Annotated in this window: 21 protein-coding genes; 11 read left to right on the top strand and 10 right to left on the bottom strand. The window is 56.1% G+C overall.

Features of this window, described 5'->3' with window-relative positions:
- Nucleotides 1-41: 41 nt before the first annotated feature.
- From AYI87_RS03280 to AYI87_RS03270, 3 genes are all read left to right on the top strand, one after another.
- Entirely contained in the window at nucleotides 42-1,673 is a 1,632-nt protein-coding gene (locus AYI87_RS03280) for a di-heme oxidoredictase family protein (RefSeq protein WP_144199576.1), read from the top strand.
- A 195-nt stretch (nucleotides 1,674-1,868) separates the two neighbouring features.
- Nucleotides 1,869-2,390 carry a menaquinone-dependent protoporphyrinogen IX dehydrogenase gene (hemG, locus tag AYI87_RS03275; RefSeq protein WP_144199574.1) on the top strand — a complete coding sequence of 174 codons (522 nt, stop codon included), beginning with the start codon at nucleotides 1,869-1,871 and terminating at the stop codon, nucleotides 2,388-2,390.
- Nucleotides 2,391-2,454: 64 nt separating this feature from the next.
- Entirely contained in the window at nucleotides 2,455-2,979 is a 525-nt protein-coding gene (locus AYI87_RS03270; RefSeq protein WP_144199572.1) for a cytochrome b/b6 domain-containing protein, read from the top strand.
- 51 nt (nucleotides 2,980-3,030) lie between these two features.
- On the opposite strand, the gene AYI87_RS03265 is transcribed toward AYI87_RS03270, so the two are convergent.
- Nucleotides 3,031-3,903: a LysR family transcriptional regulator gene (locus tag AYI87_RS03265; RefSeq protein ID WP_144199570.1), complete on the bottom strand. Its 873-nt coding sequence runs from the start codon at nucleotides 3,901-3,903 to the stop codon at nucleotides 3,031-3,033.
- 109 nt (nucleotides 3,904-4,012) lie between these two features.
- Here AYI87_RS03265 and AYI87_RS03260 point away from each other — a divergent pair, with 109 nt between their 5' ends.
- Complete coding sequence (locus AYI87_RS03260; RefSeq protein WP_144199568.1) at nucleotides 4,013-5,092, top strand: linear amide C-N hydrolase; 1,080 nt, start codon at nucleotides 4,013-4,015, stop codon at nucleotides 5,090-5,092.
- Nucleotides 5,093-5,162: 70 nt separating this feature from the next.
- Here the strand turns inward: AYI87_RS03260 and AYI87_RS03255 are convergent, their stop codons facing one another.
- Both AYI87_RS03255 and AYI87_RS03250 read right to left on the bottom strand, forming a co-directional pair.
- Nucleotides 5,163-6,257, bottom strand: a complete 1,095-nt coding sequence (locus AYI87_RS03255; RefSeq protein WP_144199566.1) for a DUF2955 domain-containing protein — start codon at nucleotides 6,255-6,257, stop codon at nucleotides 5,163-5,165.
- Nucleotides 6,247-7,281, bottom strand: a complete 1,035-nt coding sequence (locus AYI87_RS03250; RefSeq protein ID WP_260865060.1) for an HlyD family secretion protein — start codon at nucleotides 7,279-7,281, stop codon at nucleotides 6,247-6,249. Before AYI87_RS03250 ends, AYI87_RS03255 begins: the two co-directional genes overlap by 11 nt.
- A gap of 268 nt (nucleotides 7,282-7,549) precedes the next feature.
- Between AYI87_RS03250 and AYI87_RS03245 the strand changes: the two genes are divergently transcribed.
- A complete protein-coding gene (locus AYI87_RS03245) occupies nucleotides 7,550-8,257 on the top strand; it encodes a DUF4328 domain-containing protein (protein ID WP_144199562.1) in 708 nt (235 codons plus the stop codon).
- An 89-nt stretch (nucleotides 8,258-8,346) separates the two neighbouring features.
- Here AYI87_RS03245 and AYI87_RS03240 read toward each other — a convergent pair whose 3' ends face one another.
- The 3 genes from AYI87_RS03240 to nfsB form a co-directional block, all read right to left on the bottom strand.
- Nucleotides 8,347-9,009 carry a thiol:disulfide interchange protein DsbA/DsbL gene (locus tag AYI87_RS03240; RefSeq protein ID WP_144199560.1) on the bottom strand — a complete coding sequence of 221 codons (663 nt, stop codon included), beginning with the start codon at nucleotides 9,007-9,009 and terminating at the stop codon, nucleotides 8,347-8,349.
- A gap of 184 nt (nucleotides 9,010-9,193) precedes the next feature.
- A complete protein-coding gene (locus AYI87_RS03235) occupies nucleotides 9,194-9,853 on the bottom strand; it encodes a DNA-J related domain-containing protein (protein ID WP_144199558.1) in 660 nt (219 codons plus the stop codon).
- Nucleotides 9,854-10,015: 162 nt separating this feature from the next.
- A complete protein-coding gene (gene nfsB, locus AYI87_RS03230; RefSeq protein WP_144199556.1) occupies nucleotides 10,016-10,669 on the bottom strand; it encodes an oxygen-insensitive NAD(P)H nitroreductase in 654 nt (217 codons plus the stop codon).
- 318 nt (nucleotides 10,670-10,987) lie between these two features.
- On the opposite strand from nfsB, the gene AYI87_RS21365 reads away from it, so the two are divergent.
- The 6 genes from AYI87_RS21365 to AYI87_RS03205 all read left to right on the top strand — a co-directional run bounded on the left by AYI87_RS21365 (nucleotide 10,988) and on the right by AYI87_RS03205 (nucleotide 15,697).
- Nucleotides 10,988-11,404, top strand: coding sequence for a hypothetical protein (locus tag AYI87_RS21365; RefSeq protein WP_260865059.1), 417 nt, complete (start codon nucleotides 10,988-10,990; stop codon nucleotides 11,402-11,404).
- A 66-nt stretch (nucleotides 11,405-11,470) separates the two neighbouring features.
- Nucleotides 11,471-11,818, top strand: a complete 348-nt coding sequence (locus AYI87_RS21360) for a hypothetical protein (RefSeq protein WP_260865058.1) — start codon at nucleotides 11,471-11,473, stop codon at nucleotides 11,816-11,818.
- 156 nt (nucleotides 11,819-11,974) lie between these two features.
- Nucleotides 11,975-13,054 (top strand): endonuclease/exonuclease/phosphatase family protein, encoded by a 1,080-nt coding sequence (locus AYI87_RS03220; protein ID WP_144199554.1) that lies wholly within the window; start codon nucleotides 11,975-11,977, stop codon nucleotides 13,052-13,054.
- Between the two features lie 189 nt (nucleotides 13,055-13,243).
- The gene (locus AYI87_RS03215) at nucleotides 13,244-14,377 is read left to right on the top strand and encodes an AI-2E family transporter (protein ID WP_144199552.1); all 1,134 of its coding nucleotides are present in this window, start codon (nucleotides 13,244-13,246) and stop codon (nucleotides 14,375-14,377) included.
- A 4-nt stretch (nucleotides 14,378-14,381) separates the two neighbouring features.
- Nucleotides 14,382-15,302: a hypothetical protein gene (locus AYI87_RS03210; protein ID WP_144199550.1), complete on the top strand. Its 921-nt coding sequence runs from the start codon at nucleotides 14,382-14,384 to the stop codon at nucleotides 15,300-15,302.
- 191 nt (nucleotides 15,303-15,493) lie between these two features.
- Nucleotides 15,494-15,697: a hypothetical protein gene (locus AYI87_RS03205; RefSeq protein ID WP_144199548.1), complete on the top strand. Its 204-nt coding sequence runs from the start codon at nucleotides 15,494-15,496 to the stop codon at nucleotides 15,695-15,697.
- On the opposite strand, the gene AYI87_RS03200 is transcribed toward AYI87_RS03205, so the two are convergent.
- From AYI87_RS03200 to rihA, 4 genes are all read right to left on the bottom strand, one after another.
- Nucleotides 15,694-16,635: a DMT family transporter gene (locus AYI87_RS03200; protein WP_144199546.1), complete on the bottom strand. Its 942-nt coding sequence runs from the start codon at nucleotides 16,633-16,635 to the stop codon at nucleotides 15,694-15,696. The two genes, AYI87_RS03205 and AYI87_RS03200, sit on opposite strands and share 4 nt — an antisense overlap.
- Before the next feature lie 148 nt (nucleotides 16,636-16,783).
- Nucleotides 16,784-17,005 (bottom strand): ribosome alternative rescue factor ArfA, encoded by a 222-nt coding sequence (locus AYI87_RS03195; protein WP_144199544.1) that lies wholly within the window; start codon nucleotides 17,003-17,005, stop codon nucleotides 16,784-16,786.
- Between the two features lie 208 nt (nucleotides 17,006-17,213).
- Entirely contained in the window at nucleotides 17,214-18,128 is a 915-nt protein-coding gene (gene rbsK / locus AYI87_RS03190) for a ribokinase (RefSeq protein ID WP_144199542.1), read from the bottom strand.
- A gap of 43 nt (nucleotides 18,129-18,171) precedes the next feature.
- Complete coding sequence (rihA, locus tag AYI87_RS03185; protein ID WP_260865057.1) at nucleotides 18,172-19,179, bottom strand: pyrimidine-specific ribonucleoside hydrolase RihA; 1,008 nt, start codon at nucleotides 19,177-19,179, stop codon at nucleotides 18,172-18,174.
- Between the last annotated feature and the right edge of the window lie 367 nt (nucleotides 19,180-19,546).

The following is a 19,546-nucleotide window of genomic DNA, read 5'->3' as shown; positions in this document are numbered from 1 at the left end:
AAAAGGCCCATTTAGCCCGACTGCAATAAAGTGTGATAAAGATGATGAATTGCTTAACCAAACCCTCCGCCCTGTTGGCGGCCTTGACCCTGGCACAGACATTGACCTTGACTGGCTGTGGCGGCTCGGGTGATGAGATAGAAGTGCCAGAGCCCGAGAAAGTCTATCCAGATTATACCCAGGTGACGGCATTGGGCGGTGACACCACCACCTTCGATGCCTCGAGTTCGGGCCACGGTTACTCCACCCCGGCGGCAAACCTGAGTGACGCCCAGCTCGCCCAGCACCTAAGCGGTGACCTGAATTTTGAGACTGCCTTTACCACGGCGCCCAACGAGGAGCATCCCGAACTCGACGGCCTGGGGCCTGTGTTCAACAACGCCGACTGTAACTCCTGCCATCAGCGCGATGGTCGTAACTCGACGCCGATAGTGCCCGCAGGGCAAGCGCGCATCAAGCTTGGCTCCGAGGCGGGGATCTTCCTGCGTATCAGCAAGGCGCCGGATCAGCCCTGCCTTGAAGGTACGTCTGAGAACAACTACTGCGCGCCTATCCCTGTGCCCAACTTCGGCACTCAGCTGTTTCACCGCGGGGTGCTTAAGGCCAGGGAGGACTGGCAGCAGAACCTGTTCGGCGGTCAGGCGGATGTCTACCTCTCCTACGAGCTAAAGACGGTAACTTATCCCGACGGCACAGAGGTGAAGCTCAAAAGACCACTGTTTGCGGTGGAGAACCCCTTCGATGCGCCGGGTGAGAGCCTCAACAGCAGCAATGTCACCTCTGAGCTTTTGCAGGGCGATGTCTTGATGGGCTGGCGTAACGGCATGCCTGTGTTTGGTCTTGGGCTGCTGGAGGCGATTCCCGAGGCGAGTATTCTGGCGCTGGTGGATGAGGCCGACAGCGACGGCGATGGCATCTCTGGGCGGGCAAACTATGTGTTCGACGCCGTCAAGGCCCGGCGCGGCGAGAGCCATCCTGTCTCTTTGGGGCGTTTTGGCTGGAAGGCCAATACCCCCAGCGTGCGGGTGCAGTCATTGGGCGCGCTGCGCGGCGATATTGGGATCACCAACCCCTTGTTTCCCGAGGAGAGCATAGCGGGCACCAGCATGCATGACAGTTACCTAACCCGCACTGGGTTTGTTGATACCGGCAGAGGCGTCGACGGTGAGCCGGAGGCGAGCGCCGAGTTCAGCGACGACGTGGTCTTCTACGCCGAGACCCTGGCGGTGCCGGCGAGGCGGCAGGTGGATGATATTAAGGTGAGGGAAGGGGCGCGCCTGTTCGAGCAGGTCAACTGCAGCGGCTGTCACCAGCCCAAGTTTGTCACCAAGAGCAGCGGCGAGATCGGCGGCCTGCCCATGATAGCGGCGCTGAAGGGGCAGACCATCTATCCCTTCAGCGACATGTTGCTCCATGACATGGGCGAAGGCCTGAGTGACGCTCGCCCCGACTTTCTGGCGAGCGGCAGCGAGTGGCGCACCCGGCCGTTATGGGGCATAGGCCTGACCCAGACGGTCAACCCCCAGGCGGGCTTCTTGCACGATGGCCGCGCGGCGAGTGTGGAGGAGGCGATCCTCTGGCATGGCGGCGAGGCCCAGGCCAGTACCGATAAGTTTATGGCCCTGAGCCAAGCGGAGCGCTCGCAACTGCTGGCCTTCGTGATGTCCCTCTAAGGGTTAGAAAGACGATGAAAAGCGCGGTCTAGGCCGCGCTTTTTTATGACAAAATGTATCTAGGAGGCAATTTGTGACCTCGGTAAACTTAAGCCTGATTTTGCCCTTAGTCCTCGTGATCTGTTTCAATTAAATATTGCCCGATTTCCCCTATCATGGTGCTATAGCAAGAGTTAAGTCGACTTAGGGGCCTTCGTGAGCAAAATATTAATCATCTATTCCAGTGTGCATGGGCAGACCCGTAAGCTGTGCGATTTCATGCAGCGCGAGCTCGAGGCGCTGGAACATAGTGTCACCTGCGCCAGCATAGATAACCCGCCAGCCCTGGAAGGGTTCGATAAGATAGTCCTGGGCGCCAGCATTCGTCATGGCAAGCATAATCCCAGGGTGTACGACTTTATTCGCGAGAACATCAAGGTGCTGCAGGAGAAGGCCAGCAGTTTCTTTTCGGTGAGCCTGGTGGCGCGCAAGCCCGCCAAGAATACCCCGGAGACCAACCCGTACATGCAGGCGTTTCTGGCCAAATCGCCCTGGCAGCCTAAACTGCTGGCGGTGTTTGGTGGTAACCTAGATTATCAGGGCTATAACGCCCTGGATCGCAACATCATACGCTTCATCATGTGGATCACTAAGGGACCGACGGCGCCGGATACCAAGGTCGAGTACACCGACTGGGATAAGGTGAAACACTATGCTCAGCAGGTCGATGCGCTCTAGTATTGCATGCTTAAGTAAATTCCAAGCGTAAACATAGCGTGAGCCATATCAAGGGGAGAGCAAGATGAAGACACTGACCAAGCTGCGCGAGGTGCTGGAGACCTATCAGCATCTGTTTGTCATTCTGTTAACCCTGTTTCTGGTGGGCACCAGCGGTTGGCTCATGATGGGGCGGGCGCTGCGGGCTAACGCCTCGGTCTGGGATATCCTGCATGTCTACCTTGGGCTGCTGGCGGGGATCTTCTCTGTCACCATGTTGGTGATCAACCTGATGCGCGGTCAGTGGCGACAATATTTTCCCTATCTGGTGGGCGACTTTACCCAGCTGAGTAATGATGTATGTGGTCTGAAGCGGGGCAAGTTGCCCCTGGCCGGTGGCCGCGGCCTGTTTAGCGTGGTCGAGGGGATAGGCATGCTGCTGTTTGTGGCGGTATCCGTTACCGGCCTGATGTGGTTTCTCACCCAGGGCAGCAGCGAGGCCCTCAACTGGCGTAGCTATCATCACAGCCTGGCCCATGGTTTCATCGTCTTTATGGTGATCCACGCCCTGTTTGCCCTGTCACACCTGTTGGACTTCATTTGCCGCTAGACCAGTACTAGCAAGCGTTAAAGCGTGCCTGATTGGCCAGGTTAGATTCGATCACTCCTCGTCGATTAACTGCTCGATAAACCAGTTGCCCGCCTGGCCCAGTCCCTCCTGCCAGATGAGATCTATGGGCCAGTGATTGCCCTGCTTACCATAATCGAAGTTCAGATCCTTAAGCTTGCCCTCCTCGATAAGCGGCCTAGCGAGCGCCTGTGGATACATGGCAAAACCACAGCCCGCCAACAGTAGCTCCCGCAGTTGGTAGAAGCGCTCGACGGTCACCAGCTTGCTGGAGTAGCGCATCACCTCCAGGTAATGGGGCAGTATGATGTTACCCGCAGGTGGCATCAGCTGGTGATGGTGATCGAAGTCTTCCAGTTCGGGGGCACTCCTCAGTTGCGCCAGCGGATGTTGGGGCGCGCTCACCAGCAGCCATTTAATGCTGTTGATGGATTGTATGTTGACGCCCCTGAGATTCACCAGGCGATTAGGCGCAATAATGATATCGCACTGCAGATTCTGCCAGTCCAGGGTTTCCGCCTCGACTATGTTGATTTCCAGATCTGGGTAGCGCGCCGCCAGCTCGCCGATGAGCCGGGTGTATTCGGGGTAACAGGTATAGGGATGCAGGCAGATGGAGAGCTGGCTCTCTATCCCTTCGCTCATCATCTGCGCCTGACGTTCCATGGCGATAAGCTTGGGCAGTATCTCCAGCGCCTTCACATAGAGGCGTTTGCCCTCCTGGGTGAGCTGTGGCTTCTTACCGCCATGGCGCTCGAACAGGGTCAGCTCAAGATCAAACTCCAGATGTTGTATCGCCTTGTTGACTGCGGCGACGCTGACCCCTAATTCCTTGGCGGCGCTGGAAAAGCTGCCATGCTGGGCTACGGAAACCAGGTATTGCAATCTCTCTGTGGTGATGATCATCGGCGAACCTTTAACTTTAGGTTGATAGTTCTTAGGGTAGCACTTTTTTCGCCTTTGGTACGATTAACCCGTCAACGAATCAACATCCTCAGTTACGGAGATTGTTACCATGAAAAAAGTACTACTAAGCACCACTATCGCCGCCCTGTTTGCCACGACCATGGGCGCCGCCATAAACGCCGAAGCCTGTTCTCGTCTGGTGACAGAGACCCAATACGGCACTATGTTAATGCGTACCGCAGACTGGGTGAGCACAGCCCCTTTCGACGGTCACATGTCTGTCTTCCCTGTTGGTACCGAGCGCACCATGCGCGGTCAGGTTGCCGAGTACCAGCAGGCCATGACCAAGTGGCAGACTAAGTACCACACCCTCTCTATCGAAGAGCATGGCGCCTTCGGCGGCCTGTCGGGTCAGACTTCTAACGAGAAGGGACTCAGCGTGATGGCGCTATCTCAGCATGACAGCGAGCCCTATCTGGCCCAGCACAAAGATAATGGCGCACCAGCGGTCAACACCGCCGACGTAGTGAGCTTCATCACCGAGCGTTATGCCACCACTGCCGAGGTGAAAGCGGCCCTGGATAACGGTGAGTTCCAAATCGCCTGGGCCTCTGCGCCAAATGGTATGGAGCACGCTGCGCCGCTGCACTACTCTGTGGTCGATGCCGACGGTAACATCATGCTGATCCAACTGGTGAAGGGCGGTGAGCAGAAGATTTACTTGGGTGATGCCGAATCGGATCTGCGCGTGAAGACTAACGACCCGCTGCAGGAGAAGCACAGAGAGTATATGCAGCAGTTCGACCTTAAGGATCCTAGCGTTGCCACTAAGATGCCTTGGAGCATAGGCGGCCTGGAGCGTAACTCACGCCTGCTAGCCATGTCGACTCACATGGACCTAGAAGGGCTGAGCTACACAGAGACAGTTGCTCGTCAGAAGGGCACCTTCGATGCGGCGGCGCTGGTGCCATTCGGTGTGCAGGACCCTAAGACGGGCGAAGACTACCCAAGCTTCTTCAGCATGCAGTACAACCTGGATAACGGCGATATCTGGTTCCGCAGCCTGATGAGTGGCAAGGAGATCAAGTTTAACCTGGAAGACACCAAGCAGTTCAAGACGCCAATGCATGCCGATATCATGGCTCAGGTAGATAAAGGCGCTCAGACCATCACCTGGTCTAAGATGTAAGCTAGGCGAATGCCTTAACAAAATGGGTTTAAAAAAGCGCGGCTAAGGCCGCGCTTTTTCTTATCTGCTTTTATGACTGCTTAGCTGCTGGCATCGCAGTCTCTGGCGCTTCGCAGGGCGCATTGCTAGGCGCCTCATCTTCCGCGCCCTTCTCATCCGTCGTTCCCGTTTCATCATTTGCGCCCGTCTCATGGTGCAGCAGGCTGAGCAGCAGGCCACCAATTACGATGGCGATACTGATAGAGATTAGGCGCACCAGCTGGGCATATAGGGCATCGGATCCTATGTGAGTGATGATCTGGTACACAAGCACCACAAAGTTGGTAAACAGCAGCTGATAGATGGCGAGGGGAGTGGCTCGCCTGATGGCAAAGCCCGCCAGTTGCAGGCCGCAGAAGATGGCCATTCCCAACACTACCCAGGTCGGCAGACCGAAGGCGAAGGTCAACATCACGGGGAAGGTGAAGAGGATACCTATGGCCGTGGTGATCAGACGATTCTGCTTGAAGCTCTTATGCTCCTTGGGATCCGCCAGCTTGATCATGCTGCCTATTGTGATAGCAATCAGCATGCTCTGGGAGCTGCCTATGCCGATCAGCGCCGCCAACACTATGGTCATGGCGGTGGTCTTAAATAAGATGGTGCCCATATGGGTGCTGCTGCCATCGGCCTGGGTCTCATCGGGCAGTATGTCTTGCTCATCGCCGGGAAACAGCAGGAAACTCAGATAGGTGAGGATCAGCGCCAGCACCGCCGATTTCATCAACAACCAGGGCAGCACCTCGATGGGCGCCTGCATCTGCTTACTCATGATGGTCATGATGATCACCACGATCAGCATCAGAGTCGCGAGCAGATCTTTGCCGTCGTTGTGGCTGCGATAGAAACTCCAAAACAGCAGCGACCAGCAGAACAGCAGGTAGCCGCTGGGGGAGTCCAGCAAGAGCCCGCCGATAAACACCAGCCCCAGGCTGACAAACAGGACGATCAGCAGCAGCTTGAGCATCAGGCTCAGGGGCGGACGCGAAGGCATCAGGGTGAGAAAAATCACCATGAACATGGGGGCCAATATGGCTAGCGGCGCCGCCTGGGACCAGAGGTAAAACAGCAGCGCCAGCGGGCCGAATACCAGGCGTATGATAGGATTTGCTGGGCTATGAAACATAGGTCCAGATACTCACTATCTGCATCCAGATGCCGGCAAGGAACTCGCCTATGCTGCTCTGCTCTGTATAGAAGGCCACAGTGGCCTGAGAGCCGTAGCGAATATTGCCTGGCGGCTTAGTGCCGGTGAAGACTATGTTGACCGGGTAGCGCTGGGCCTTGATGCCATTGCTGTCTGCGGTAAGAAACCCTGTATTCTGGTCGATATTGTTACTGCCGCCCGTGCCCCAGCCTATGCTGTCGACCTTGCCTTCCAACACTCTTCCCGGCAGGGCGTCGAGGACTATCTCCACCTTGTTGCCCACCTTGATATGTTCCAGCGAGTTCTCTCTGACCAGGGCCGAGATCCACACGCCCCTTGGATCGATAAAGGTCAACATGGGGGAGCCGACATTGGCGCGCTGTCCCAGGGTGAGCTGAAGGTTGGTGACCACCCCCTTAGAAGGTGCCTTGACCTGAGTCTTTTGCAGATCCAGCTGAGCCTTCTCCAGGTTTGCCATGGCCGCGAGGATCTGCGGATTGTCTTGACCTGCCGGGCCCAGAGCCTGTCTGGCTTGCACTAGCGAGGCCTCGGCCGCCTCCAGATTCGCCTGGGTCCTGTCTCTGGCCTCGATGGCGTTATCCAGCTCTGCCTGGCTCAGTACCCCCTGTCCGGCCAGCTCGCTAATGCGCGCGGCCTGCTCCTTAGCGTTGTTGCGCGCCGCGATGGCATCCACCACCTTGGCCTGAGCCACCTCTACCGCCGCCGTACTGGCGCCGATATTCTGCCCCGCCAGGGACAGATTGGCTTGAGCCGACTGCAGGGCGAGACGATAGTTGCGCGGATCGATCTGAAACAGGGGCTCGCCGGCCTCGACGATCTGGTTATCTCTGACGTTCACCTCTGTGATGTTACCGGCGACCTCGGAGGCCACCCTTACCAGATAGGCATGCACCCTGGCATCGCTCGTCATGGGCGTTACCCTGTCGGCCCACAGGCTATAGAGCCAGACCACTAAGATTAAGCCTATGATGTAAAAACTCATTTTCCGTGATGATTGTTCCGCAGCAGACATGCCTTCGCCTCGATGAATAGAGATTGTTTTATGGTAAACCTCGATCCTGTTACCAGCAAGTAACAAGACTCGTTTTAGTGGTGTTTATATGACCTAGGTATCTAAAAAGGTGGGGAAAGTGGGCTAGTCTGATCTGGTCGAAGCAGAAGCTGCTTTGCAGAGTATAGCGAGTATGTTAGCTTGGATATCGATCGCTAGCACACTGGATAGTACTAGGTAAAATAATAGGAAAATCAAAATGTCAGGGAATATCTTTAAATTTAAAGACGCGACACAGTTGACCCTCTGGGTGCGCTGCATGCTATATGCCCAGATAGTGGTTGCGCTAATTGCCATCGGCTCCAACTATCTGGAGTATCAGCTGCTGATGGATTTTATCTCGGGGGACTACATCTCTGAGGCTCAGGCGATTGCCGATGGCGAGGCCAATGATATGCGTCAGCTCGTGGTAGGGGCGCTCTATTTTCTGGTCTTCATTGCCTCGGGCGTCCTGATCCTCAAGTGGATATACAGGGCAAACTTTAACGCGCGCCAGCTGGGCGCCACAGACATGAACTTTACCCCAGGCTGGTCCATCGGTTACTTCTTCATTCCCATCTTATGTATCTGGAAGCCCTTTCAGGCGATGAAGGAGATCTGGCTGGCGAGCCATGATCCCGAGCATTGGAGCCTGAGTGACTCGAGTTCGACGGTGAACCTCTGGTGGCTACTGTGGATCGTCAACAATGTTATGGGTCAGGCCGTGTATCGTTTCGCCGAGAGGGCCGAGGAGCTGCAAGACTTTGTCAATGCGAACATGGTGTCTCAGGCCTCAGAGGTGTCGGGGATTCTGCTTGCGCTGATCACCCTGAATCTGGTGAATCATATCTACCGGGCCCAGACCAAGGCGCAGGTGCGGGTGGAACAGCAGACCTATCAGGGGGCGCAGCAGCTGGTAGTAGGCTAACGCCACAAGGTTAAAGCCAATGCGATTAATAACAACGAGAAACGAAAAAGGCGCCCCTAGGGCGCCTTGTTTATGTCATTTTGCCAAGCTTATTTGTGCTCGACGGCCAGGTAGTTGATCAGATCGATCAGCTCACCCAGGGTGCGGATCTGGCTTAGGTTGACCGCATATTTATCGTTAACGATAAAGGTGGGCACACTTTGAATGCGGAACTCACGTTGCTGGGTGCGCCACAGGTCGAGCTTGTCGCTGACCGTCTTACCATCGGCGATCTCGTCATACTTGCTGATATCGATCCCCTGATCGGCGAACACCTTCTTGATGTCGTCGCGGGTATTAATAGCAGGTTTCTCATGGGCACTATGGTCGTGATCATGGCTGTGTCCGTGGCCACCTTGTTCGCCCTGAATGGCGCTAAACATGGCGTGGACCATCTTGTCTTCGACGCCCAGCTCCTGGATCACCCCAAGTGAGCGCATCACCTCTGTGCCTATGTCCGAGTTCATGAAGTCTACATGCTTGCTGTCGAAGCTCACTCGTTTGTCCAGGTTGGCCTTGATGTCTCCCAGGAACTGAGTCTCCATGTTGTAGCAGTTATGGCAGTAGAAGGAGTAAAACTCAGTCAGCTTAGGGTTGGCACTAGGGGCCTTGTCAGACACCGTCATAAAGTGTTGCCCCTCGACAAACTGGGCGGCAAAACTAGTGAGCGGTGCCACGGCTAGGGTCAGGGCGAGTGCGATATGTTTAATCATGATGATCCTTAAATTGATAGCGTCGTTGTGCAATCAATGGCTAACGTCAATCGACAATAGGGTTAGCCTAAATGCCAAAGCTTAATTATGACTGAAGGCGAGGTGAGAAACAGGGGCCAGAATGTGACCTGAGCTGAAGTTCTGAGTATTGTTCGTCGGCAAAAAGGGCGGATCTGTGACGGGGCTAGCGCGACTCTCTCAGTGTCTGCCAGGCCTCGCAGACCCGTTTAAACTGGGCGGCGTCGCCGCCGTCGCGGTCGGGGTGCCATTGCAGGGCCAGTTTTCGCCACTGCTTGCGTATCTCTCTGTCGCTGGCGTCTTGGGGCAGCTCGAACACCTCCAGCGCCTGACGTTTGGGCAGGGCGTTGTGGCGGGTGCCGATATAGTCTTCATAGCGCTGCCAGAAGGACTCTAGCATCTCCTGAATGATGTCCGGGCAGGTGTCGTAGTGCTGCCAGTCCTGATAGTAGCTTCTCAGGGCATCGTCCTGACTCAGCTGGCTATCTAAATTGCTGGGAGGGATGCGAAAAATCTGTATCTCCATCGCCCTGACCTGCAGGTAGCTGCCGGGCAGTAGCATGGCCTGTAACTCGAACAGGGCGTTCATCAGCAGGAAGTTCTGCTTAAACAGGGCCTTCTGTGGGTCTGTGTCCAGCTCGCGCATCAGGCCTTTCTCTTGTAGGGCGGCGGCCAGGTGATGCACCTTCCAGCTACGATTGCTGCGCTGCAGCAGGGTGAGGAGCGGCCAGATGAGCGGGTTATCGCCTTTGATGGCGAAGCATTGGCTGGACGATGAGGCGTCTTGCAGCCTGGCGGCTGTCGGGGTCGATTTGGCAAGAAGCATACAGAGAGTCTCATCCGTGACTGGCGATAATTTCTACTATGACAATGGTGAAAATAGAACGCAAGTCTTATTGGCTTAGCCTGGGCTTGTCGGGCCAGAAACCAATGAAAAGGCGATGCATGGCATATGCATCGCCCTATGACAGATCATGAGTTGAGACGATTAGAGCTCGGTGAAGAGCGTCTCGATAGGCAGGCGCGACTTAGGCAGCTTGGCGTTAAAGTCATCCTCGCTGTGATAGCCCAGGGCCACCACCACAGAGGCGGCGTAGCCTTTGGCTGGCAGGTCCAGTACCTGATTGAGCTTGGTGGCGTTGAAGCCTTCGATAGGGGTGGCATCGATATCCAGCAGGCTGGCCCCGAGCAGCAGGGTACCCAGCGCCAAGTAGACCTGCTTCTCCATCCAGTGTTGGCTGTCTTTCAGCTCGATTCTATGCATGTTGGCGAAGAAGGAACGTCCGTTGTGCTGGCCCTGTTTGGCGGCTTCGTCGGCGAAACGGCCATCCGCATCTTCCTGCTCGAGTACCTTTAATAGGTGGGCCTCATCCATGTTGGTCTTAGTGCAGAGCACCAGCACGTGGGAGGCGTTGAGGATCTTATCGGTGTTGAAGGCGAAGTCGCTGGTGGCCTCGGCGATCTGCGCCTTGCCTTCCTCGGTCGAGGCGAGCACGAAGTGCCAAGGTTGTGAGTTGGTCGACGAGGGGCTCATGCGAAGCAGCTGCTTGATCTCCTCGACCTTGTCGTCGGCGATCTTGCGGCTAGGGTCGAATGCCTTAGTGGTGTAGCGCTTATTGGTGTAGAAACTGAGTTGTTGCATGACAAGCATCCTGTGATTGAGTCGATTCTTTATGTCGACTCTTTATGTCGAGAGTGAGGCTGATTCTACGTGACTCTTTCACCGATAAAAACAGAGGAAAGTCACATATACTTTCAAAAAAATATTGATAATAGGCAATCGCCAGTCTGGAGATGCCATTTATGATCGCGAGGCATAACCCTTAGCGATTGCTCAACGGATAGCTGTCGCATAAGTTAAGCTAATTACCTGACAAAAAAGATGATTTATGCTTAACTTTCAAAGCTGTTATCTTGAGTCGAGCGCTCCGCCCGGCTCGCCTACGCCGGAGAAGAAAACATGGCTTTTCGAATCGATTCATCCATCATCGCCTGGCCCCTTATGGGGGCATTGCTGAGTGCACCCGCCATGGCCCTGGACTGGCGCCTGGGCATAGGCGGACACGACTACTATGTGGATGAGGCCGACTCCCACACCTTAGGTGCTGGGGTGAGTATTGCCCTGACTCATCTTACCGAGAGTGAGATCAAGCTTACCGGCGAGCTGAATATCTTCGTGGATCATGATGTGGACGAGCTCGACCCCGACCATATTCCCGTCTGGTTTAGCTCCTACTACAGTGCCGGTGGCGACCTTGTCTCGCTATCCCAGCACTCTCGTCTCTTTTGGGACATAAGCCTGGGGGGCAAGCGTAATACCGTCAGCTCGGTGGAAAAGCAGGTCAGGCTGTTTCCGGCCCTGGGTTATGGCTACTAGAGAGAGGGTTTTCAGGCCGACGTTAAGCTGGGAGGCGGTTACTACTTCCTTGAGATCGACGACGATGTGCCGCGCATGCGTGGCTATGACAGGGAAGATTTTCAGAATAAGACCGGCGCCTATACGCTGGCCGCGGCAACCCAGTTTGCCCTGGGCAAAGATTTCGATCTGAGCCTGGCGGCGCAGCAGTGGCACGATGGTAGCGATTGGCTGGAGAACCAGCTGGAGGCGCGCCTCAGCTATGACGCCGACCATTGGTCATCTAAGAGTCAGCTCGTCTTCAGCGTGAAATATAACGAGTATAATCTGGACCCCTATGCCAGGGTGCCCGTGGACTCGCCGGACTATCTGCCAATCCTGCCCTGGAACAAAGATCTCTTCGTCAGAGTCTATTTCGACATGCCCTGGGGTTAAGCCTGGCTGGGCGTGAGACAGGAGAGATGCGTAAAAGTGCTAGCGGCAGGGCGTTTCTACTCATGATGGCTTTGCTGCGAGTAAGGGCTTTGCCGTTAGCAGAAGTTTGGCCGTTAATATAGGTTTGGCAGTTAGTAGAGGCTTAGAGGAGGGGACGTGACCCAAACGTCAGCAGCGGCGAGCCAGATACGGATCGCCAGTTTCAATCTGTACAACTTCATCGCGCCGCCTGACGCCTACTACGATTTTAATAACATCTACACTCAGGCCCAGTGGCAGCAGAAATGTGACTGGATAAGGCGCTACCTGGCGAGCCATGACCCCTGCGTCATCGGCTTTCAGGAGGTGTTTTCGATAGAGGCATTGCAGGCACTACTGGCCGAGGCCGGGTATCCCTATTTTGTTACCGTCGACAGGCCCGAGATCAGCGACGACTTCATCTATCGCCACCCAGTGTTGGCCCTGGCCAGCAAGTACCCCATCCAAAGCTATGAGGCATGCGACATAGATCAGACGGTCGCAAGCCTCATGGGCATTGCCCCCGGTTTCCAATACAGCCGCCTGCCCTTGAGGGCGACCATAGCGCTGCCGCATCTTGGCCCCTGCGACTGTTATCTGGTGCATTTTAAGTCCAAGCGGGCTCAGTTTGAGCCCGAGTTAGCGGTGACGTCAGCCCCCGGGAGCGAGTCGGCGGCAGCGGGGGCTCAGAGCGATAGCCCGACCATTGAGAAGAGTGGAGCCCTGTTTGCCATAGAGGCGGCGGCCAAGTGGGCTTCTTCGCTGATACGAGGCAGTGAGGCGAGCCTGCTGCGAGTCGCCATCGCCAGGCGCCGTATCGATACCCGCTACCCAGTGATCCTGATGGGCGATTTTAACGATAGCCTGGCCAGCGGCGTGTTGTCGGCCCTGGTGAGCGAGGATAGCCGCCTGCTTGGGGGCTTGGGTGAGGAGGCGTTTCAGGGCTATCGCCTGCAGGATGCCTACCTGCTGCATGAGCGCTCTGAGTACTGTCCTACCTCGGTGGCGCGGGCCCCGACCCACTATCATCTTAATCGCGGCGAGGTGATCGACTATATCCTGCTCTCCAACGAATTCGATCCCCATAATCATCTGTGTCTGGCAGAGGTGAGTCAGTATCACACCTATGATAGCCACCTGATCAATCCGCAATATGATCGCGACAGCCACAGCACAGATCACGCCCCCGTGATGGTCAGCCTCAAGATCAGGGAATAGGGCGAGGTCCAAAGAGGCAAAATGTGGGCTATATTCTTGTTTTACTTGTGGGATTAATTAACACTATCGGCTATATTTTGCTCAGACTAGGTGGTGAGGCCTAAAGCATAGATTCTAGTTTAGGGGTTAACGCTTTGGGCCTTAGTCGGGTTATCGGTACGCACTTACACACGCTGGGAAGGGAAAGTTATGGACAATGAAGCCAAGGCGCAGCAGCGCAAGGAGTTTATCGGTAATATGACGGAGTCGGCGATTCGCATCGGCCTGCTCGCCATCTTAGTGATCTGGACCTACGACATAGTACGGCCCTTTATCGTGCCGGCCCTGTGGGGTGCCATCATCGCCGTCGCTCTGATGCCTCTGACCCACAGGCTGGAGCGCATGTTAAAGGGACGTCGTGGCCTGGCCGCGACCCTTATCGCTCTGGTGGGGATCGCCCTATTGGTGACCCCTTTCGTGGTAGTCTCGGGCTCCATCTTCGAGGGGGTCTCAAACACCCTTAAGGTGCTGCAGAGCGGCGAGATCCACCTGCCAGAGCCGACCCAGCGGGTGGCGGAAATTCCCATCATAGGCGAGCGCCTGTTTGAGGTGTGGCATAACATCGCCAGCAACCTGGAGAAGGCGATATTGCACTTCCTGCCTGAGATCAAGGCGGGCTTCTCCGCGCTGGCCGGGGTGATCGGCAGTAGCCTGGCCACCCTGGTGATGTTTATCATCTCGCTGCTGATCGCCGCCGGCTTCATGGCGAACTCAGAGCAGTGCTCCGCTGCCATGAGTAAAGTGGCGGTGCGGGCGGTAGGCCCCAATGCCCACGCCTGGACCAGTCTGACGGCGGCCACCATACGTAGCGTGCTCCTCGGGGTGGTCGGTGTGGCCTTCATCCAGGCCATGTTGATCGGCTCGGCGCTGTTTGTCTTCGGCCTACCCGCCGCCGGACTGCTCACCCTGGTGGCCCTGTTCCTGGGGATCGCCCAGCTGCCGGCGCTGATCATAGTGTTGCCCCTGATTGGCTATGCCTATTCCTCCATGGATGGCACCTCGGCAACTATCTTTAGCGTGTGGATCTTCCTTGGCGGCATCTCTGACAATATCCTCAAGCCTATCTTGATGGGCCGAGGCGTGGATGTGCCCATGCCAGTGATACTGATAGGTGCCATAGGCGGCATGCTGTTTGCCGGGATCATAGGCCTCTTCCTGGGCGCCGTGGTGCTGGCTATCTGGTATGAACTCTTCATCGCCTGGTTAAATGGCGGAGAGCCCGAGGCGGTGTTGGCCCAAGCAGAAGCGTCTGAGTCACCTAGCGACGCCGAGATGGCGGAGTAGGTCTATGCTAGATGCCGTCTGCCGGGTCGAGGGCCAGGCCGAGAAAACCTATTCGGTATTTACCTTTCAGCGCCTCAGCGAACAAGAGATTGAGGCGCTGCGCCAGCAGCTCTATTGCCCCGTGTGTGACGGCAAGGCTTATTTTCGCAAGGCCTCGCGCGATGGCAAGGCCGCCTGTTTCGGCTCGCGTTATCATCAGGTGGACTGCAGCGAGTTTAATCCCTCGGCCAGTCGCAAACAGGAGGAGCAAGATGCCCTGGAAGTGAATCAGCAGCTCCTGGAGAGTGACGCCCTGAAGATAGACTTCAGCATGCCGCCCAGGCGTAAGAGTCAACCAGCGCAGCAGGTTCAGACCAAACAAGCTCAGGCGGAAGGCGTGCAGAGCCCCAAGGGGAGTTATCTCGCTGAGGCTAAATCAACAGCCGAGACTAAAACCGAAAATCAAACCGAGCCCAAAGCTGAATCTGAGCACCAGTCGAAGGGGGAGGCAGAACCTAAGATAGCCACCCAGGGGCTACAGAAACTTCTCCACAGCCTGTTGCGGGGCAGCGATCTGGCCAGCTCAGATCTCTGGGTCTATACCGACGACAAGTATCGCTGGCGGGCCAAGAACCTGTTCGTCAACTTTGCCGATGCCGAACCCAACGAGCGTCACGCCCCACGCATGTATTGGGGCACCATCTCCCACGCCGACAAGGCGCTGCTCTGGCTCAATCCCGCCGACTGTAAGGATGTGGGCATCCCCATCGAGGAGGTGAAGGACGAGCTGTGTAAGAAATACGATATCCAGCAGCGGGAGGAGCTCGAAGGGGCCGGTATCATCCTCTTCGGCAAATGCTTCTGGAACAAGGACAAGACCCGCAAGATCATCCAGTTGTGGAACAAGGACCTTAGCCGGCTGCATCTGGTGAAGGCCGAGGATTAGGAGGCGTTTTGCATTGCAAAGCGCATTTTCTTGACGCCGCCTGAGCTTTCCCCTCTGCTAAGCATCGCCAAATCTTAATAACAACCCCTACCGATTGAACCACTTGAGTGGCTTTCTCAAGGATTGGTACGCCTTATGCTCAGCTAGGTTATCGAATCAGATACCTCAATTTTGAGGATAAGGAGTCGGCGATGAGGTTATGCAATCAAGCTCCCCTGCTGGGATTTGTGGTCAATCAGGCCCTGTATGCCAGCAGCGAGGCTTACCGGCAACGTATCGACTATATCTGCAAGTTAATGCGCCTGGCGGGCGCGGACAGGGACCAGGCTGATTGCGGCCGTGCAGACAGAGGCCACACCCGACGCGAGCGTCAGGCCAGCCTGATAAAGGACTAGAGCTGTGAGGAGATCCTGGCCCTTCGCCGGGCCAGCAGGGTATCGCCCCACTGAAACAGGCCGAGTCCCGCCAGCACCAGGCCGGCACCTATCATCAGGGTCTGGGAGATCTGCTCATGATTCACCATTGCGCCCAGGGCCATGGCAAATACCGGGGTGATCAGTGTGACCAGGGCCACAGTGCTGGCTTTGAGGTGTTGCAGGATATAGAAGTAGCCGATGAAGCCTATCAAGGAGCCGAAGATCCCCAGGTAGAAGATGGCGGCGATGGAGCGCATCGACCAGGTCTCCACCGGCAGGCTGGCATCAAATATCAACCAGGCCAGGGCAAACAGAGGGGTCGAAAACAGCAGGGCACCTACCGTGCTGGCGATGGGGTGAATCGCCAGCTCCACCGTCTTGATCAGCACGCCGCTGAGACTGAAGAGAAACACGGCGCAGAGGATCAGCACCAGGCCTATCCAAGTATCGCTGCCCAGGGCAAGCTTGGCCGAACAGACCACGCCCAGGCCGCAAAATGCCAGAATGAGCGCCATGATCCGCATGGGGCTGAATTTAGGTTCGTTTAGCAGCCTTTGTGCTAACAGGCCTGATACCAGCGGGGAGAGGCCGAATAGCAACGACATGGTGCCCGATGCCAGATAACGGGCGGCAAAATAGCTCAGCAACATGCCGCCCACTATGCCTATGGCCGAATAGGCGTAGAGCTTGAAGGCGGTGCGATGCCAGGGCAGGCGTATGCTGCTAAAGAGGATGATCAGGCTACCAATGATCAGGGCGATCACCATGCGCGAGAGTACCGCCATGGTGGGATGCACCGTCTCGCTGCTCCAGACGATCCCCAGCGGAGTCGTCGACCAGATGAGCACCACGGCCAGAAACGAAACAGGCACCAGGCGCGGCAGTTGAGCTGCGTCGGCTTGAGTAGGGGAAGACATGCTAGCGGGGCCCTGGTACAAAAATAAGCAAAGAGTGATAGAGGCGATTTTGACCCAGTTCGCACCGGAAAGCTATTGCCAAATGTGCTGTTGAGAAAAATTACTGATGGGGGATAAAAGGGGATGGAATGAGGTGTCAGTAGACGGCTTAGCACGCAATGGCGGGGCTTATTAAGTCAAAAGGGGCATTGCCCTTCAGCATATGCCCCTTTTGTTGTTGGCGTTTGTATGACCCTTTGCCTTTCTTGGGTTTCTCGACGCGCATTTTAAACAGTTCGCTGGTAACTATCGCCTTTAAGGCGTTGTCTTTGATGACGCCACGGCCGCTCTCGTGGGGAGCGTGCGCGTTGCGGCGCGATTGTTTGCTCATGGTTTTTCCTCTTACTATCTCTGTTAAACCTGACTCTGTCAGGCGGCGCAAGATTACGCCCAGGTTGCCTAAAAAGCAAACAGTATTTTATCACAGATTAGCAAATGGTGTTTTAGTTTTTAATTCAGTAGCTTATATCTAACTGTATTGGGTGGAACAGGGTTGACCCCAGCCTCGAAGGAGAGGCAAGGGTCAAACCCAAAGCTTGCTAGATATCTGCCAGTTCGTGGCGATAGGGGATGGCACGCTGGGCACCGGCGCGGGTCACCGAGATGGCGGCGGCGCGGTGGGCAAAGGCGACCGCCTTATCGACAGACTTGCCCTCGCCAAGGGCCACCATGAGGGCACCGTTGAAGGTATCGCCGGCGGCGACCGTGTCTACGGCTTTCACCTGAACGCCAGGGATCAGGGCGCAATAGTCCTTGGTGCTGAGCAGGGCGCCTTGCTTGCCCAGGGTGATGATCACCGTCTGCGGCCCGAATTGATGCAGCATCTGCGCCGCCATTCTGGCGCTCTGCTCATCGGTCACCTCTATGCCTGTGATGGCTTCGGCCTCTGTCTCGTTGGGGGTGATCACATCCACCAGGCGGAACAGATCTTTGCCGATCACCATGGCTGGTGCCGGGTTAAGTATGGTGGTCACGCCATGTTTCTTGGCGTGCTTTAAGGCATCCAGCACAGTCACCGCCGGGGTCTCCAGCTGCACCAGCAGGTAATCGGCCTGTTCGATCAGTTCAAGATGGGCCTTGAGCGCCTCGGGGGTCAGGGTCGCGTTGGCGCCGGCTGAGACGCCTATGATGTTCTCGCCTTTATCGGCGACGAAGATCATCGCCGTGCCCGTGGGGTGTTCGTCCGTGTAGATGATGCCATCCGGCATTATGCCATCTTGCTGCCAGGCCTGGGCCATTGCCTGACCTATGGCGTCCCGGCCTAGATGACAGATGAAATCGACCCGGGTCTCGTCCTGGCTAAGGCGTGCGGCAGCCACCGCCTGATTAGCCCCTTTGCCGCCGTGTTCCAGTCTATAGCCGCTACTCATCAGCGTCTGTCCGGGGCTGGGCAGGTATTCCAGGTTCATCACATGATCGGCATTGGCACTGCCGAGGATTAACAGTCTGGTCATAGTTTCCTCTCGCCTGAGGGGAGGGCGAACCCTCCCTGGGCTATTAATTATAGGCGCTGAGGCACTCGACAATCAGGTCGACGAAGCCTTGGCGATCTAAGTCAAACAGCACAGTGGCGTTAGGCGCCTTGCCTGTGAGCTGATAGCGATCCACCACTGTCATCCCTTGGGTATATTCACCCTTGGTCTCGACGCCTACCCAGCACTCCTGGGCGATGAACAGCTCAGGCTTTAGCAGCCAGGCGATGGTGCAGGGATCGTGCAGCGGCGCGCCGGTGAAGCCCCACTTAGGATCTCTGTGGTAGATCATGAAGAAGTCCAGCAGCTCGGCGACACACTGGGCCACAGGGTTGGGGATGGCGCGGATCCGCTCGATATCCTCATCCATGATCTGTGCCTCATGGGTCACGTCCAGGCCGCACATGGTGATAGGGATGCCCGACTTGAACACCATATCGGCCGCCTCTGGGTCGACGAAGATGTTGAACTCGGCGGCCGGGGTCCAGTTGCCAACCCCTGCGGCGCCGCCCATCAGCACGATACGCTCAACCTTGCTGTGCAGCTCGGGATAGTTAGCGATAAACAGGGCGATATTGGTGAGCGGCCCGGAGGGGACTAAGGTCACGGGTACTGCGCTCTGACGCACCTTCTCGGCCATCAGCTCGATGGCGTTTTGCGTTAGGGGATCAAAGCTGGGATCTGGTAGCTTAGGGCCGTCGAGACCGCTCTCGCCGTGGACGTTGTCGGCGATAATCAGCTCCCTGGCCAAGGGCTTCACCGCGCCGCCGGCTACCGGCATGTCGGCGCGATTGAGCAGGGTCAGGATGCGCAGGGCGTTGTTGAGGGTCTTGTCCGGCGTCTGGTTACCCGCGCTGGTGGTGACCGCCAACGGATTGAGGCGCTCGCTGCTCAGCGCCAGGATCAGGGAGATCGCATCGTCATGGCCCGGGTCGCAGTCGAGAATAATCGGGGTCGCCGAGGCGAGCGGGCGGATGGCTTTTGGAGAAGCGTTTGCTGCGTGAGAATGTGGGGCAGCGTTTGAGTGAGTCATGGTCATGCTCCTTTGATTGACACCTGTGGCAGAGTAACACGCTTTAGTTGCGTGTCATCTTTGAGATGAAAATTTGTGATTAAGCAGACAAAGCATGCCTCTGGCCACAAGGATAAAGTGAAACGGGCTCAGTGGTTTATCGAAATGCTGGTATATCGGGTTAGTGGCTTATCGACCTTTTTGGGTTGCTATCCCGCCTTCGAAGATTAATTGAGCATGGCCTTATTAATTAAGCGCTTTCGCTGCATAAGCTTAATTTTAAAGGTGTGCGAAATTAGCGCATTCTATTTTACTTATATTGTTAATTATCAATAGTTTGGTTTGTTTGTGTTTGAGGCCGAAAAATTATTTATCGCCGGATAACTAT

This window comes from Shewanella sp. KCT (genome assembly GCF_007636505.1).
Lineage (GTDB): Bacteria > Pseudomonadota > Gammaproteobacteria > Enterobacterales > Shewanellaceae > Shewanella > Shewanella halotolerans.
The sequence above is the reverse complement of the archived record's forward strand: the minus strand, read 5'-3'. Positions and strand labels throughout refer to the sequence as shown.